The following is a 16,574-nucleotide window of genomic DNA, read 5'->3' as shown; positions in this document are numbered from 1 at the left end:
ACTTTTTAGGATAGTGTCATTTTTAATTTCCGAATAGAATTTTGTCGTTCATAAACGGACTTTCAAAAGTTGTCCAACTGGTAGTTGTTAATAATTTTCCGTCAGTATTCATAGGTGTAAACCTAACTTTATATTTGCCTTTGTTATTGTAAGTAAATGCTCCTGCACACATTCCGTGTCCAACATTAAGTTTACCATTCCATTCTTTGATATAGAAACATTTTAACAGGTTAGTACTCAAGTCAACAACTTCTGTTTTGTACCAAATTTCAGATTCTGATTTATTTTTCACTTTAAAAATAGCATACGCTGAAGGTCCACATCCGTAATGAATAACTTCAGTATTTTCAAATTCAACCTTTAGATTAGAATTCAGAGTTTCAAGTTCTTTTTTGTCTGTTGTTTTCCAATAAACTTTTTCTCTTTCTTTTTTCTCTTTGTTGTATTGTGTGAGGTCTCTTTCTTCATCTTCGGTTTGGTTAGCGTATTTAAGAAAGTATTTTGTATTAGGTTTTAATTCTGATGTTGGACAAAAAATGGCTTGAGTTAACTGCATTTGTCCAATATAGAATTCTTCAAGATTTAGCTCAATCAATTCTCCGATTTCACTTTCAAGGTATACTTTTCTGTTTTTAAAACTTTTTATAGTTTTTTGGCTAAACGCATATCCTTGAATTATGAATTTTGAATTCAATCCAATTTCTTTTGTTTCTGGAAAGAAATACATTGCACCCATTGAGCAATCCGCAAATGCTGTTTTAATTCCGAAAGTCAGTACTAAAAGAAGTATAATTTTTTTCATAATGTTAGTTTCTTAAATGACTTCAAATATCGTTCCGTTGATATTATGGCTAATGGTATCGTTTATGATTAGTGGCGTTTTTAGGCATGGAAGTCAGCAAATAAAAGCCGAATAGAATTTTCGGAAATAGGCTTGCACTAGCAATAAATTATTTACGGTGTTGCCATTTCGTTGTTTTTCATTCAGAGTTCGAGTCAGCAAAAAGTCCGTTGCGTTTTGTTTAGGTCAGTCAGATGTTTTTTATTCCACAAACTTGTTCAATTCCGATAGTTTATTTTTCGTTAGATTTTTCTTTAAGATTACTTCGATTAACTAATCCCATTGCAATTCCAAAAAATGAAAAATGGAAAAGGAATTTCCAAGTACTAAAATTTGCACTATTAAAATAATCAAATGCGGCCATACCAATTGCATAAGCCATACCAAGTAGGAAACTATTTTTTATGATTTTTATATTTTGTTTTGTCATACTTTTTAGATTTAGAGTGCGTTCCGCAATGAATGGCAACGTATTTCTTTAGTTTGTATTAAATAACTTTAGAAAGAAAAAGAGGAGAACTATAACGTGTTTAAGAATTGTAGATCCATTACACGTACGAGTCCTCTCTTTCTATAAAGTTGCAAAGAACCATTTGGAATACCAGGCGTATAAGATCCCGATAAAGGAAGTAGTTTTTGCAACGTATTTAATCACTCTAATTGTAAAAATATGAAAAATTACAAAGAAGTAGTTGGTATTGATGTATCAAAAAAAACAATAGATGCCTATTGTTATCATGGTCAAGCACACAAAGAGTTTGCGAATGATATTGTTGGCTATAAAAGCCTTGTAAAATGGGTTTTAAAGATCTGTAAAGAAGATGCTGTTTTTTACTGATTTGAGAATACAGGATATTACTCTTTAAAGTTAGCCCTTTATTTGTCTAGTCAACACATAGTTTATGTAGAAGAGAGCCCTTTAAAAATTAAACGTTCATCAGGAATAGTAAAAGAGAAAACAGATGTTTTGGATGCCTGTTTAATCGCTCGTTATGCGTGGTTGTATAGAGAAGAATTAAATCCAAGTACAGTAAAAAGTAAATCTCATTTAGAGCTAGGAAGATTACTAGCCTTAAGAGATCAAATAGTACGTAATAATGCAGGTTTAAAAGGGACTTTAAAAGAAATGAAAGCCCTATTAACGAGTCCAACAACAGATGCAGGGTGTATTAGTCTAAAACGTAGTATTGAATACCTGAGTAAGCAAGTCATATCTATAGAAAAGCGAATAAAAGAGATTTTGTCAGAAGATGCTTCAATGCATAAAAATTATGAATTACTAACAAGTCTTAAAGGTTTTGGTTTAGTAGTAGCAAGTCAGTTAATTTATCATACTGGAAACTTTACTCGTTTTGATAGCTGGCGAGCCTTTTCTAGCTATTGCGGAACCGCCCCTTTTGAGCATCGTTCGGGTACTAGTATTCATAAACGAAAACAATGCCATTATTTGGGAGATAGGAAGATGAAAAGTTTGCTGAGTATGGCTAGTGTATCGGCAATACAACACGATAGTGAATTACGGCTATATTATAATAAAAAGTTGGCAGAAGGAAAAGATAAAATGTTAGCAGTAAATAATGTTAGAAATAAACTTATAGCGCGAGCATTTGCGGTAGTTAAGCGAGGTACACCTTATGTAGTTCTTCAGCAGCATGCTGCATAATAAAAACTAAACTTTATTAGGATTTTATCTTGGAATACGTGTATGATTAGTGGCGTGTTTAAGCACCTAATTTAGCAAATAAACACCAGATAGAAAATCCGCAAGGATTTTCGTAAATAGGCGAGAACCAAGCCATTAATTATACACGGTGTTGCCCACAGTACTTTATTCTTTTCTAAATCCTAATTCAATTCCGTCTTCATCAGTCGGTTTTCTCCAATTAATTCTGTCATTTTCTATATGTCCAATTGATTTAAAATTAAACTTGACTTGTTTTGCCCCTTGTTTTAAAACTTTAAATTTAAATATTTTATAACACTTTATATGTTCCGAAACTACATTTGGATGTATTGCAAAGTTTGTATATTCTTGAAATGTTTGTGCACTTGGATACATTATTAAATCCGCATTATTCTCGTATAAATATTCATTTGCCAACATAGAACTTAAATAATATGGTTTTTGTTCTTTCATAAACTTATGAGTAACCAAATTCCTTAATGCTATTTTATGTTGTAGCAAATTTTTGTCTTTTTTGGATTGACTTTCAATAAGAAAGTTATAATGAAATCTTCCAAATTCTTCCCAAGTATTGCTTTTGGGCAAAATTTCAGGAAAGCAATTGGCATAATGTAAATCTCGACTTCCATTAATTTCCCAAACGCTTAAATATCCTTCGTCTCCATCTTCGACGCCACATTCCTTTATTGCTGGAAAAGCCTCATCTGCACAATAAAATACTGATTTAAATTTTATATTCGCTCTTTGATTGGATTTACAAACTGTAGGTGGTGGAAATGAAAAAGTTTGTATAAGCGATAAATCTTCTCCTTCCGCAATAGTTTTTGATAATCTTGCTCTATATAATCTGTGTCCATTTATTCCATTCACAGTTTTTAGTTTGGCTCCAATCATTGGAATTGTCAGAGCGAAATCGTGAAATGTATTATAGATTTCATCATATGTTGATTTTGAAAAATCAATTTGAGATAATAACTTAAGATTATGTTTATATGATTCTAAATCGGGATATTCAGCATCAATTGTGGTATAATTATTCATTAGTTAAGATGCGTTTTCGTATTGTGGGCAACGTGTTTGTATATGGTTTGTTGCGTGGTTTAGCACGTAATTTAGCAAATAAAAACCGAATAGAAAATCCGCGAGGATTTTCGTAAGTAGGCTAGAACTAGCAATAAATTATATACGGTGTTGTAGTGCGTTTTTTTTGTGTTGTATTTCAATTATTTCCTTCATTTCGTTAAAGTCAACTTTTAATGAATTGGCAGTTATGCTAATTGGTGAACCATATTTAGTATAATTCGCTTTCATCGCCATTTTTCCAATACCGTTTTTTTTAAGCTCAATATAATATTCGGGATTAGAAACGTCTATCATAACGAACTTTTGATTGACTACTTCTAAAACTCTAATTCCAATAATATCTGCCCATTTTACTAATCCAACGCTCGAAGCATTTGAATTATCCGTAATTCCGTTTTTATCAATTATCAATCCATACTTTTTGTCAAATACTTTGTTAAAAATAAAATACGAACAAACTCCAAAAAATGCTATTCCAATAATTCCGACTACTCTTATCAATTCAGCACTTCTGTATTGGAACACGGAAACTTTAAAATTTTCTGGATCAATTGCCAACCAAAATCCTAATAACACGAAAATTACAGTTCCTAAAAGCAATAATATAATTTTGTTCTTACTCAAAGGTATTTTTATTTCTTTATTCATTTTGGGTGATTTTTATTCAATTATATTCCGATGAATACTCGTATTGTATTTTTGAACTTTAAATTTTCTTTTGTCAATTAATGTATCTTTCCGTTTTTAAAGTCAATATCAAAAATCCCAAAATCAGATTTAACAACTTTAACTTCGTAACAATCATTTATTTTAATTCCTAACCTTTTAATTCCGTTTTCTGTTAAGTCTGTTATTTTATGGAAAACAGTGTCATTTTTTACGAAATAAAAATAAACAACATCTTTTCGAGTAGTTGTTCCTTTTTGAGAATTAGGTCTTAACTTTTCAATTATTCCATATGTTGTAAATGACTCATTTTTTAATTTTTCTTGTCTGTTTTGTCCATTAAAATATATCAGAACAAAAAGAGGTAAAGCAAACAGTAAAATATATCCGATTTTCATAAGAGAACTAGTTTCTTCCTTTTGTTGGTCTTTTTTCCGTTTGGTCATATTTAATATTAAAATTTCTTTCAGTTTTGAGTGAGCTCAAATGCACTACAACGATGGCGAATATGAAAAGTAGCAGGATCTACAAACTAACTTTTCGTATCGGCACAGGTTTAAATTTATAAATTATATTTCGTTTTTGCTCTTAACTGCTATTTTTTATATGCGCTGTTGTGTTTAGTATTTTTTATTTTCCAGTCTTTTATAGCTTTCTAAATTCTTTTTTTTACACCTGGATCTTTAATCTTCTCTCATCCACTAAATACGGTGTATGGAGGACGCTACATAAGGTGACCAGCACCCAAACTTGATTTTCTTTTAAGATTGGTTATATAAAGCTTTATATGACTTGTCTTAAAATAAAACTTGCTTCGATTCCGTTGCAGTTTAAAAATTTATAAAAATCTTAAGCCATTGATATAGCCGACTACAAACATCTTGTTATCAGATCATTGGCGGTGTTGAATAACACCAAAAACTTGACTTTCTCATTTTTTTTCAATAACTTAAAACAAACTGTTTAACGTTGCAAACGTTTTGAGAGCGCGCTCTCAACGATTTCTAGCGCACAGTTTGCGATTTGAAATTCTCCTTAACTCGTTTTTAAATCAACTGATTTTTATAAATCAAAAAAAACCTCGTAGCAAGCCGCAAAGTTTGGGGGATGACCGAAAGTCATTCATATTAAACGCAACGTGTTTGGCTATGGTTTCGTTGCGTGAAAATCCGCGAGGATTTTCCGCCGTAAACCGAAGATAGCAAATTTGCGAGGACTTTCCGAGAGGAAAGTCAGAAGCAATGAACTATAGCCGGTGTTGGCTACAGTTTTATTCCGTTCATATATTTATTTAATTTTCTAATTTTTTTATAAAAGTCAAAAAGCATAGGAAACATAAAGTCCAATTTTTCTTCTTTATCTAATATGTTTTCATTTTCTAAATAATGATGTCCCATAGATATAAATGGGCTTTGAACAATATCATTAATTAATTTAATATGTTCTGTTTCTAAATGGGGCATAAAAGCAAATAATTCAGTTTTGCTTTCTATTATTTGTCTTCTTGTTTTTTTAAAGTGTTCTAAATAAGTAATTTGGCTCACTTCGCTTTTAGTCCATTTAAAGTCAAACGAATCATGTAAACCTATTGATTTACAAATATTTTCAAATTCAGTTTCGCTAATTTCATTTGCTGAATCAGTTATATCCAAGTAACCCTCTTGTGTTTTTTTGGGTTTTATTATTCTACTACCAGTATGAATTATTCCGTATGTTATGAAACTTGTGCTTTCGTAAATATTTTTTCGATTTCTATTTTCAGGAATTACAACTACAATTCTATAAAAAATGTAACTTGAAATATAAGCTAAACTCAAATTATATATAATCTCGCCAAACTCATTTCCCTTATCTATTATTTCGGGTATGTCAGCTAAAACGAATTTGATTAAGATTACAGAAATTACTGCGAGTGCTAAAAGAAATTTGAGTATGATATTTTCGTTTTTTTTCATTTTTCAAATTGTAGCCAACGGTTTCGGCTATGATTTCGTTGCGGAAAAATCCGCAGGATTCTTTCCGCCGTAGCCGAAAGATAGCAAAAATGAGTTGATTTCCGTTAAGGAAATCAACCGCAATGAATTATAGCCATTGTTGTGCTACGTTATTTTTTTTAGGAACTTATCGTAAGTCCATATTCTTTCATTTATTGAACTTTTCTTTCCTCTTAAACGTCCTTTAACTTCATTAGTTTCTGGAAAATATTCTATTAAAAATTCGGAACAAGAATATAAAGAATAATCTTTATTATCCTCTTGAGTTTGACTCCATTTAGTTCTGTTGGTTTTATAAATCGAGAAAATATATGTTTTATTTATTTCAAAGTTTTGGAGAGGAGGTCGACAATCCCAACCATTTCCACCATATATTTCAAAAGTTTTTCGTTTTTCAGTTCCTTTTATAATTTCTATCAACTCGATTGTAATAGAATGTCCAGAATAATCTAAACTATCTATATGTGTTAAGTTTGTCAATTTTCCATTGGGGAGGTAATAGTTGTGTTTTAAAACTCGTGCCTTAATAATCAACTCACTGTTTTTTGATGCTTTCAAAAAATTAGTCCAAGAGCAACTACAAGCAAATGTCAGTGTTGAAATCAGAATAAATATTAATGTAATCGAGAGTTTTTTCATAATGGAGCACAACGTGTTTGTGTATGATTAGTGGCGTGTTTAAGCACCTAATTTAGCAAATAAAAACCGAATAGAAAATCCGCGAGGATTTTCGTAAGTAGGCGAGAACTAGCCATTAATTATACACGTTGTTGGCGTGTCGTTTTTTATTTGTTCAATAATTCTTTCCGATATTTTATCATTCGGATTATCAAGTCTTTGGGTAAAGGTTTGTCTAAAGGAAATTGAACCGAGCCTTTCCCACGTTTATATTCAGTCAATTCAGGTTCAAACTTTTCCATAGTCGTTGGATGTGGATAAAGTCCAACGTGTTTTTTATATCCTGCAATCATTATCTGTTGTTCTCTTTTTCCGTTCTCGACTAAAGCGTATGCTGGTATGTTATAATTCAGAAGTTCGGTAGCATTAGGTTCAGTCTTTAAAATACATTCTTTAAGTTCCAAAAGTGCTTTTTTGATTTGTTCAGGTTGAGCATTGATATACTCTGCTACAGAATTATATTGTTTTGTCTCACTCATTTTTGATGTTTTACTCCGTTTCCACGTACTTCTTGAAATTCCCAAGAATCGCTTGCCAACCCGCACGTTGTTGTTCGTCCGTATTTGTTCCCTCTGCGTCAAAAGTTTCGCTCACGCTTACTTCATCTCCGTTTTGCGAAAATTCAATATCTACTTTACGTCCGTCTGACATTTTGTACGAAATCAATTCTTTGTCAATTATTTTGTCATAGGTTCCCGTAAAGTCAAATCCCATACCTCCGTCTTTTGCTTCCATTCGCCAAGAGAATTTGCCATTCGGTTTTAGGTCGTTTTCAGCGTTTGGGCAACACCACTCATTAGTGGCAAAATTCCAATTTGTAATGTGTTCCGGTTTTGTCCAAAATTCCCAAACTTTGTCAATGTCCGAATTGATAGAAGTTTGAACTGTTATTCTTTCCATTTCTTCTGTTTTTACGGTTTTTTTAAATGCACGCCAACGTGTTTGTGTATGGTTAGTTGCGTGGTTAAGCAACTAAGTTAACAAAGATTTACGAGCCCGAGAAAATTCCGCAGGAATTTTCGCAAGTAAGCACATAAAAAGCAATTAATTATACACGGTGTTGCCAACAGTATTTTTATTTAATAATATATTGTCGTTTCAGATTTTGGGAATTTTAATTTCGTATTTCCAGGATAAAAACCATTCATTGTCGGTAAATTTTCCAATTTTCTAATCATTTCTTCTTTCTCTATATTTGAATTTTTACTCTCACAATCTTCGGTTTCTTTTACGTAATTTATTTTTCCATTTGATAGATTGTAGTCAAACGTAAAAAAATAATCACAAGGTGAACCAAAATTCACAGTTGCTCCGATTAATTGAAATTCTCCGCTTTGAAATCTAAACCTATGAGTATAATTCCATTTATGACGACTTCCTCCAAAATGGCTAATTACAATACAATTTCGTTCAATTGATATTCCCTCAAAAGGGTCACCCATCATTCCTCCGTGTTGACTTGGTAATATTGCTCCGACTGATTTTTTCCACAACTCCCATTTATCATACTTTTTTTTGTAAATAAATATTTGTCTTTCAGTTCCTAAATCAGTCTCCTTTTCTGTATCGTAAACAATAACTTTTTCAGATACTCCATCTTTGTCTAAATCGCCTTCTGTTTCGTCAAGAATTTTAAACGATTTTGGTGTTTTAGGTAATTCAGTTTGTTTTTTTTCCTGACTTTTACAAGACAAAAATGACATAATAAGAATAACTAAAATGTATGTAGATGTTCGTTTTTTCATATTGTTGGCAACGTGTTTGTATATGGTTTGTTGCGTGGTTTAAGCGACTAATTTAGTAAATAATTACTGACCAAGAAAGTCCGCGAGGACTTTCGTAAGTAAGCGAGAAGCCAGCAATAAATTATATACGGTGTTAGGGCAAGTATTTTTTCAGTTTAAAATTAAATATGTTTTTAGAAAAATCGATCCCTCTATAATTCTCAATTGTATTTCCAAAGTTAATTTCAATTTCGCCTTTGTTCAATTCAACCATTTGCTTAATTCGCCACATTCCAATACCATCTCCACTTTTTCCAAGTTTTTTAGCTGATGTACCAGAAAAACCTTCTTGAAAAATCTTTTTACGTTCACTTTCTGGAATATAAAGACTTATCATTTCCATTGATATAATTACATTGTCATTATCTTCTTTAAAGTCTATATAAATTGTAGAATCAGTTTTCGTGTATTTTGATGAATTTTCTATTAAATGATAAAGTGCAACTTGAATTGTTTCGTAATCTATTAAAACCTTTCCATAATAATCAGAAACGTTGACATAAACATTTTTAGAAGTAAAATCTCCGAAAAATGTATGTAAAACATTCAATAACACAATTCTTATAGGGTAGCCTTTAAATTCTAAATTAGCATTGTCATCTCTATCAAGTTTTCTATATATAGAAAATTCAGATTTCATATGAATATTATGTTTTGCAATCCTTAAAAACATCATTGATGCTTTATTAGATTTTGAAACTAATTCTTTTTCTATAAATTCAACCTGTGTTCTCCAATTTGATGCGAGTACGTCTTGAGGTATTAAATCATAAATCTCTTGAATATTATGAGCATTAATAGAAGTTAAATTATGGACTAATCTATTTACTTTTTTCTGCTCACTTTTTTTAATTTCACTAATAATTTGTTCTCTTGGTATAATTAAATCATAATAGGCATATGATAGAGCTTCTAATTTCTCTTTAAATAATTTTGTAGTTTTAGTAGTTCCACAGCATAAAAATGTAGTTCCTTTATTATTGATTATTTTACCTTGCCTTCTATTCTGATTGTAAATAGGGCATTCGGAGAATAGTTTTCCTGATGAATTACAATTAGCAAAACAATTCACACAATCATTTTCTAAGTTTTGAGAGATTATATTTTCATCTTTATCTGAAATTTTAAAATGATTCATATTTTTAAATCATTTGCTAAAGTCTCAATTAAACTACTAAATTGGAATGGTTCAGCATCTTTTGATAAACATCCATCAACTTCTCTTAAAGCTTTATGAAATCTGTCTCCTTTTGTGTCTGCTGAATATATTATTATTTTTTTGGATCTATATTTTTCCTTTAATGCAGAAGCAAGTCCAAGGCCTTCATCGTTAAACAAAGTAGTGCCAACACCATTAATATCTACAAAAATAATATCAGCATCTTTCACTTTTTGGTCGTCCAAGTTTATAACATCTTTAATAGATTTTGTATGAATCCAGCCACTTTTTTTCAAAATTGAAACAATCCTAAAATCTGTATGATTATCGTCAACGAAAAGGATTTTAGTTTTTTCTTTTATTCTGTTTTCTTTCTCTTTTGAAGTTTCTTTTTCTTCTTGTTTTGCTACTGAAGAGTTAATGTTGTTATTGTTATTTATTGTAATATTAGAAGATTTGTCCTTATTCTTGTCCGTTTTCTTCTTTTTATCCAATAAAAAATATGTCAAAATTAATCCAACAATTGTGGCTCCAACTCCACTAAAAATCCATTCGTAATTTTCTGTCATTTATTTCGTTTTTTTTATTTGCCCTAACGTTTATGTATATGAGCTGTGGCGTGTTTCGGCACAGACCTCTCCAAATAAAAACTGGCTTTGGAAAATCCGCAGGATTTTCCAAGTGAGCACTGACCAAGCCATAGCTTATATACGGTGTTACCCAACGTTTTTTATTCGTTTAATATAAGTTAAAATCTTTAAATATAAGTATGTATATCGCAACTAAAATAATCGACCAAATTTCTCCGACAACCATTTGTTTGGAAGTTTCAGTTAATTCAAGTTGTGCTTTTTTAAGATGCCAAAATTGAAATCCAATACTTAAAATAAATGCCAATAATGGTAAATTATAATCAAAAACTTTAAACCAAATGAAATTTATTCCGAGCCAAGTTAAGATTCCAGCTATTAGAACTCCGACGTAAATGTTGGTGAATCTGGAAATCAGTCCGCCAATTAATGTAATCGGTATTGCTTGAATCGCAAAATATTGAATTAGAAGCAAAACCAAATAACCTAAAATAATTGTATAATCCATAATTTTAAAAATATGACAGACGCAGTAGCTGGTCGTTTTGTTTGGGTAAATAAGGAGAAAACTGAAGTTAAATTTGTTCCTTATTCGGAAAATACAAGTTCCGAAACCATTAAAGGTTTTTCTTTAACTAAAGACGATAAAATAAGATGATTGTTGATTATTTGTGAAATACAAAAAACACAATATTTACCAAATTCTCCATTTTGTCTGAAATCAGTCAATTCAGTTTTTGAGTAATTTAAATCATAAATATTAAATACTTTTGAGTTTTTATCATCTATGATTGATAAGTTCATTTTTCCAGTTTCTGTCGGTCGGAAAACAATACTAATTTCGTCTTTTGTCAATTCATTTTGTAAAAATTGATAAGATTCAATTCCGTCTTTATCGTTGGAAAATATAATAGCAACTACAGGTGGTTCAACTTTATAATCTCTCGATTTAAAGAACGACAGTTTTATAGCTTTTTGAAAAGATTGCTCAAATTCATTTTCAGTCATATTCTTGATTTTATGGTTTTGGTCAAATGTTGGGTAACGTGTTTGTTTATGAAATGTGCGATTTTGGTAGCGAGGATTTTCCGAAGGAAAATCAGAAGCAAACAAAAGGGCACAAAACTTAGGCTTGAACTAAAGTAAGCATTTTTTATAAACGGTGTTAGCTACAGTTTTTATTTTCCGTTCAGTTCAGCCATTTAGATTTTTCTTTTTTTTTATCAGTGTGAGTGATCAATTCTTGAAAATTTGTATTTTTCTTTTTGGAATTAATTTTGATTAAATTTCCTAAAACCGACTGAGTGAGAAATTCCAGAAGATTTGTTTTATGTTTATTTTTTTGAAGATTTTAATTCCGTTTGAGTAAAAATCGGTTTGAGTTTTTGTTTTAATTAAACCTTTAAGATTCTAAAATCAGGAATTATTTTTTTGTGGAATTTGAGTGATAAATTTATCTCAAAACTTGGCGTTAAATCCGCGTTTGAGTGAGTTTTGAAATTGTAGCTAACGGTCTCGGCTATGAGTAGTTGCGTGGTTTAGCATTTAACTTTGCAAGTACACACCAAGCTGAAAATCCGCGAGGATTTTCAGAAGTAGGCGAGAACAAGCAATTACTTATAGCCATTGTTGTGTGTAGTACTTTATTTTTCATTAAATGTTAGTTCTGTAATTTCTTTTTCATATTCAAATATGAATGTTATTTCTTGACTTGAAATCAAATATCCAAATAGTTTTATATCTCTGAAAGTATATTTGTTTTGCTCATTATAACTGTAAATATTCTTTTTAGGTTTTTTATAGGTAGCAATAATTGAATTGTTTTTTATAACACCAGTTATAGAATGCTTCTCTTCGCCAATTTCCCAAGATATTTCTATTTTGTCATTGTCTTGGGAAACTATTGCAGGTTTTTCATTTAAATACCATTTATTCGAACTTTGAATTTTAATAATTCTCGAAGTAAAGACTGCATTTCCAAAATGATTAAAAACCTATATTTTTTGTTTGCTTTTTTTAATATTTTCTCCTCTAACTCTTTTTCTTCTGTTATTTTAGATTTGATAGAAGAAGTAGCTTTAAAAACATTCTCGTGAGGATTATCAAAATCTTCTGCCTTATTCAAATATTCTTCTGCTTCCTTTACAAATCCAAGATGAATTAATTGGTATGCTATATTCGATGCGGCTAAACTATTTTTTAATTCAAATGCCTTTTTATATTGCTCAATAGATTTAATTTCTAATCCAAGATTTTTGTATGCAACTCCAATATTGTTTAATGCATTTTGGTCTTTTGAATTAAAGCCTAATAGCTTTTTATATAATAGAAATCCTAAATCTTTTAAATCCTGTTCAGTTTCACTGTAATTATATGCAGAATCAAATAATAAGGAAGTGTTGTTAGGTGATAATTCTAAAGCTTTTTGATATGCTACTGATTCTAATAATTTGTCGCCAATTTTTTTATAATAATAAGCTAATGCTCTATATAAAGTTGTTTTCGGTTGCTTTTCATTAATAGAATCTATGTGTTTTAATATTATTTCAAGTGAATCTTTTTGATTGTCATTTTCCAAATAATACTCTGATATTTTTGAGATACAATATGATTTTTGTTCATTATCAGTAGTTATTTCTAAAGCTTTACTGGCTAAATCAATAGCTTTGTCATAATTGTTTGCCTCTTTATAAATTAGACTCAAATAATATAAACCAACGGATTTTTGTTCATTGTCATTTTCGATTTCTGATATATAATTTTCTAATTCATTAAAGGCAGAGGTATCTCCATAAAAATGTCTCCAGTAGAAATTTCGAATAATTTCCTCTTTACGTTTTTTTGAATTACTTTCCTTTTCTAATATTTTATCAAAAAAATCTTTGGCTTCTTTGAATTTTCTATCACTTAATGCTTCGTGGTATAAAATATGAATATTGTTCTCTTCTTTTATTTCTGGAATTTCTTCATTGTCATCTTCTACAGATTCTCCTTTAGGTTTTTCTTTCTCTTGATTAATGACTTCATTTTCTTCTTTGTTTTCTTTTCTATGAAGTTCAAATTCTGTATCACCTCTTTTTACTCTAACTTGAGTGAAATTGCTAACAAATGTCCAAATAGTTTTCCATTTGATTAGGAAAGTAATAATGAAAAAAACAACGAGAAGAAATTTCCATTGACTTCCGATAGTTTTAATTATTTCAATTGTATTGTTGTTCATTTAGATATTAGATTTTCGTTTCTATCGGTATTACACACAACGATGGCGAATATGAAAAGTAGCAGGATCTACAAACTAACTTTTCGTATCGGCACAGGTTTAAATTTATAAATTATATTTCGTTTTTGCTCTTAACTGCTATTTTTTATATGCGCTGTTGTGTTTAGTATTTTTTATTTTCCAGTCTTTTATAGCTTTCTAAATTCTTTTTTTTACACCTGGATCTTTAATCTTCTCTCATCCACTAAATACGGTGTATGGAGGACGCTACATAAGGTGACCAGCACCCAAACTTGATTTTCTTTTAAGATTGGTTATATAAAGCTTTATATGACTTGTCTTAAAATAAAACTTGCTTCGATTCCGTTGCAGTTTAAAAATTTATAAAAATCTTAAGCCATTGATATAGCCGACTACAAACATCTTGTTATCAGATCATTGGCGGTGTTAAATAACACCAAAAACTTGACTTTCTCATTTTTTTTCAATAACTTAAAACAAACTGTTTAACGTTGCAAACGTTTTGAGAGCGCGCTCTCAACGATTTCTAGCGCACAGTTTGCGATTTGAAATTCTCCTTAACTCGTTTTTAAATCAACTGATTTTTATAAATCAAAAAAAACCTCGTAGCAAGCCGCAAAGTTTGGGGGATGACCGAAAGTCATTCATATTAAACGCAACGTGTTTGTATAAGGAAAGTTGCGTGTTTGTGCGCGAGGATTTTCCGAAGGAAAATCAGAAGCTAGCAAACGAGCAACTGACATTGGTTTAGCTAAATCTAGCAATTTTTTTTATACGGTGTTGGCTACAGTTTTTATTTTTAATTCCGTTTTGATTTAAATTCACAGATAAACATTGGCAAATCAGTATTGAAGTCCGATTCCGGGTTTTTATCGGTCAGTTTTTTTCTCAAACTTTATCAATTCCGTAACTGTTTTGAAGTCAGTTTAAGCATAAAATAATCCGTTTTATTTTTAGATTTCTAAAAGGTCAAAACATTTGACAATTTTAAAAGATACATTATTAAAACTGTTCCTCCAGTACTAACAAAAATTGAGCTTTGCCAGAACCAAACTTTGTTTCCCCATATATTTAACCATTTTTTTCCAAAAGATTCTTTCACATAACCTTTCATACTTTTATAGTAGAGAAGATTAATTATCAAGAAAATTGCGATTCCAATTATTATTATCCAAATTTTATTCATAGTTCAAATCTTTAATTAGTGCTGTGTGTTCAAATTGTAGCCAACGGCAGTCCGTCTAATAACCGACTGCAATTTTATATATTTCTACTAAAATACAGTTTTTTCTATTAGATGGGAGCTAAGATTCTATATTTTGAATTTTGTTTGTAAGCTTCTTCAAAACCTGTTAGAACAGTTGTTATAAGCCTAATTAAAGACCAGTGATCTTGAACACGAGGTGTATTCGTTTTTCTAATGATATTCCAAATTCTTTTTAAGTTATATGCAATAAACATAAACCCTACATCTGCACTAGCGCGTTGCATCGTTTTTTTAGTCATAATATGATCAAAACTCCACTGGCGTTTTATGGTTCCGTAAGGATGCTCTACAATGGCTTGGCGTTTTTTATAAGCATCAGGATTTTGCAATACGCTCTTTGCGTTGGCTTCAATATATTTATGGAATTCACTGCGTTGTACTACTTTTCCATTTGCTTTAGACGTTGTGCATAATGCTCTTGCGGGGCAAGCTTTACATTTGTTTGTTTTGTATTGTTTGAAACGATAATTACGCCCTTTATAAGTACTGCCATTACTTTTAAGTATGTTTCCTTGTGGGCAAGTATAGGTGTCGTGTTCTTTATTATATTTAAAATGTTCTGAGTTATAGTTAGGATCTGGAGCTTGCGATGCTCTTCCTATTCCAGGGATAGCAACAAGGGTTTTAATACCTAGTTTATTAGCAGTTTTAAATTCACTTCCCGTATGATATCCTTTGTCATAGAGCGCCGTAAAGGTGTTCGTTCCTAAAATAGTTTTAGCTCTCTGTAACATCTGTCCCATAGCCTTGGAGTCGTTTTTATTGGTAACCAAGTAGTCGAACGGAATATTGTGATCTGCGTCTACAGTAGATTGTACACAGTAAGCAACTTCAGTAATATTGTTACGCACAATTAAATGCTTGCTATCGGGATCAGAGGTAGAAATTTGTGGTTCTCCCGAAGCCTTCAACTGTGCATTTAGTTTTTCGTATTCTTTTCTGCGACCTTGATGCTTATCAATATCTTTCTTAATTACCTCTTTTTCATTTTCACTATCACTTTGTTCAAGAGCTTTGTTGTATTGTTCTAATTTATTGTCAATATAATCTATGTGGCGCTGTATTTTCTTCTTATTAAAATTGTTTTTCTTACTATTCTGAGCTCTAAACTTAGTACTGTCTCCAGCAATAAGTGTAGCCCCTATAAGCCCAAAATTACGTGCCATTTGCACGGTAGCAAAGAACACTTTTTTAATAGCCTTTGCATTATCTTTTCTGAAATTGCTGATGGTGTTGTGATCGGGAGCTAGCGATTCGAGCAGCCACATGACTTCAATGTTACGCCTGCATTCTTTTTCTAATTGTCTTGAAGAACGAATACGGTTCATGTATCCGTAGATGTAAAGTTTGAGAAGAACAGCTGGGTTATAGGCCGGAGGACCGTTTTCGGTAAAGTCTGAACGGAATCCTAGTTCTGCAAGGTTAAGTGAATCTACAAATTGATCTATAGACCTTACGCTATTCTCGGAATCTATTGAATCATCAAGAGAAACAGGAAAAAGGCAGGTCTGTTTTCGGTCTTTTCCAGGTATGAATTTCATAACTAAAAGATACAAAAATCACCTGGAAATTACTTGAGAACTTCTA

18 protein-coding genes and 1 pseudogene are annotated in these 16,574 nt (G+C 31.0%); 3 read left to right on the top strand and 16 right to left on the bottom strand.

The window, feature by feature from the left end; all coding sequences use genetic code 11:
• Positions 1-22: 22 nt before the first annotated feature.
• Both A9D35_RS05010 and A9D35_RS05005 read right to left on the bottom strand, forming a co-directional pair.
• Positions 23-802: a hypothetical protein gene (locus A9D35_RS05010; RefSeq protein WP_066219844.1), complete on the bottom strand. Its 780-nt coding sequence runs from the start codon at positions 800-802 to the stop codon at positions 23-25.
• A gap of 271 nt (positions 803-1,073) precedes the next feature.
• Positions 1,074-1,271, bottom strand: coding sequence for a hypothetical protein (locus A9D35_RS05005; protein ID WP_066219842.1), 198 nt, complete (start codon positions 1,269-1,271; stop codon positions 1,074-1,076).
• A 240-nt stretch (positions 1,272-1,511) separates the two neighbouring features.
• Here A9D35_RS05005 and A9D35_RS19130 point away from each other — a divergent pair, with 240 nt between their 5' ends.
• The 3 genes and pseudogenes from A9D35_RS19130 (at position 1,512) to A9D35_RS19415 (ending at position 2,504) form a co-directional block, all read left to right on the top strand.
• Entirely contained in the window at positions 1,512-1,679 is a 168-nt protein-coding gene (locus A9D35_RS19130) for a hypothetical protein (protein ID WP_235817853.1), read from the top strand.
• A 15-nt stretch (positions 1,680-1,694) separates the two neighbouring features.
• Positions 1,695-1,952, top strand: a pseudogene (locus tag A9D35_RS19420) (IS110 family transposase); the annotation flags it as partial.
• 15 nt (positions 1,953-1,967) lie between these two features.
• On the top strand, positions 1,968-2,504 hold the full coding sequence (locus tag A9D35_RS19415) for a transposase (protein ID WP_369692199.1): 537 nt from the start codon (positions 1,968-1,970) through the stop codon (positions 2,502-2,504).
• 165 nt (positions 2,505-2,669) lie between these two features.
• On the opposite strand, the gene A9D35_RS04995 is transcribed toward A9D35_RS19415, so the two are convergent.
• The 14 genes from A9D35_RS04995 to A9D35_RS04925 all read right to left on the bottom strand — a co-directional run bounded on the left by A9D35_RS04995 (position 2,670) and on the right by A9D35_RS04925 (position 16,528).
• Positions 2,670-3,566 carry a hypothetical protein gene (locus A9D35_RS04995; protein ID WP_066219840.1) on the bottom strand — a complete coding sequence of 299 codons (897 nt, stop codon included), beginning with the start codon at positions 3,564-3,566 and terminating at the stop codon, positions 2,670-2,672.
• Positions 3,567-3,704: 138 nt separating this feature from the next.
• Complete coding sequence (locus tag A9D35_RS04990) at positions 3,705-4,256, bottom strand: STM3941 family protein (RefSeq protein WP_066219837.1); 552 nt, start codon at positions 4,254-4,256, stop codon at positions 3,705-3,707.
• A 77-nt stretch (positions 4,257-4,333) separates the two neighbouring features.
• Positions 4,334-4,720 carry a hypothetical protein gene (locus A9D35_RS04985; RefSeq protein ID WP_066219835.1) on the bottom strand — a complete coding sequence of 129 codons (387 nt, stop codon included), beginning with the start codon at positions 4,718-4,720 and terminating at the stop codon, positions 4,334-4,336.
• A gap of 816 nt (positions 4,721-5,536) precedes the next feature.
• On the bottom strand, positions 5,537-6,229 hold the full coding sequence (locus A9D35_RS04980; protein ID WP_066219833.1) for a hypothetical protein: 693 nt from the start codon (positions 6,227-6,229) through the stop codon (positions 5,537-5,539).
• Between the two features lie 144 nt (positions 6,230-6,373).
• Positions 6,374-6,907, bottom strand: a complete 534-nt coding sequence (locus A9D35_RS04975; protein WP_141675477.1) for a hypothetical protein — start codon at positions 6,905-6,907, stop codon at positions 6,374-6,376.
• Between the two features lie 146 nt (positions 6,908-7,053).
• Complete coding sequence (locus tag A9D35_RS04970) at positions 7,054-7,425, bottom strand: iron chaperone (protein ID WP_066219826.1); 372 nt, start codon at positions 7,423-7,425, stop codon at positions 7,054-7,056.
• Between the two features lie 10 nt (positions 7,426-7,435).
• Positions 7,436-7,846, bottom strand: a complete 411-nt coding sequence (locus A9D35_RS04965; protein ID WP_066225779.1) for an SRPBCC family protein — start codon at positions 7,844-7,846, stop codon at positions 7,436-7,438.
• A 179-nt stretch (positions 7,847-8,025) separates the two neighbouring features.
• Positions 8,026-8,691 (bottom strand): hypothetical protein, encoded by a 666-nt coding sequence (locus tag A9D35_RS04960; RefSeq protein WP_066219823.1) that lies wholly within the window; start codon positions 8,689-8,691, stop codon positions 8,026-8,028.
• A 133-nt stretch (positions 8,692-8,824) separates the two neighbouring features.
• Positions 8,825-9,868, bottom strand: coding sequence for an ATP-binding protein (locus A9D35_RS04955; RefSeq protein WP_066219819.1), 1,044 nt, complete (start codon positions 9,866-9,868; stop codon positions 8,825-8,827).
• The gene (locus tag A9D35_RS04950; RefSeq protein ID WP_066219816.1) at positions 9,865-10,458 is read right to left on the bottom strand and encodes a DNA-binding transcriptional response regulator; all 594 of its coding nucleotides are present in this window, start codon (positions 10,456-10,458) and stop codon (positions 9,865-9,867) included. Before A9D35_RS04950 ends, A9D35_RS04955 begins: the two co-directional genes overlap by 4 nt.
• Positions 10,459-10,627: 169 nt before the next feature.
• Entirely contained in the window at positions 10,628-10,987 is a 360-nt protein-coding gene (locus A9D35_RS04945; protein ID WP_066219813.1) for a hypothetical protein, read from the bottom strand.
• Between the two features lie 80 nt (positions 10,988-11,067).
• Positions 11,068-11,592, bottom strand: a complete 525-nt coding sequence (locus tag A9D35_RS04940; RefSeq protein WP_141675476.1) for a hypothetical protein — start codon at positions 11,590-11,592, stop codon at positions 11,068-11,070.
• A gap of 805 nt (positions 11,593-12,397) precedes the next feature.
• The gene (locus A9D35_RS04935) at positions 12,398-13,699 is read right to left on the bottom strand and encodes a tetratricopeptide repeat protein (protein ID WP_066219807.1); all 1,302 of its coding nucleotides are present in this window, start codon (positions 13,697-13,699) and stop codon (positions 12,398-12,400) included.
• Positions 13,700-15,013: 1,314 nt separating this feature from the next.
• Entirely contained in the window at positions 15,014-16,528 is a 1,515-nt protein-coding gene (locus tag A9D35_RS04925) for an IS1182 family transposase (RefSeq protein ID WP_066219804.1), read from the bottom strand.
• Positions 16,529-16,574 lie beyond the last annotated feature (46 nt).

Source organism: Formosa haliotis (genome assembly GCF_001685485.1).
Lineage (GTDB): Bacteria > Bacteroidota > Bacteroidia > Flavobacteriales > Flavobacteriaceae > Formosa > Formosa haliotis.
The sequence above is the reverse complement of the archived record's forward strand: the minus strand, read 5'-3'. Positions and strand labels throughout refer to the sequence as shown.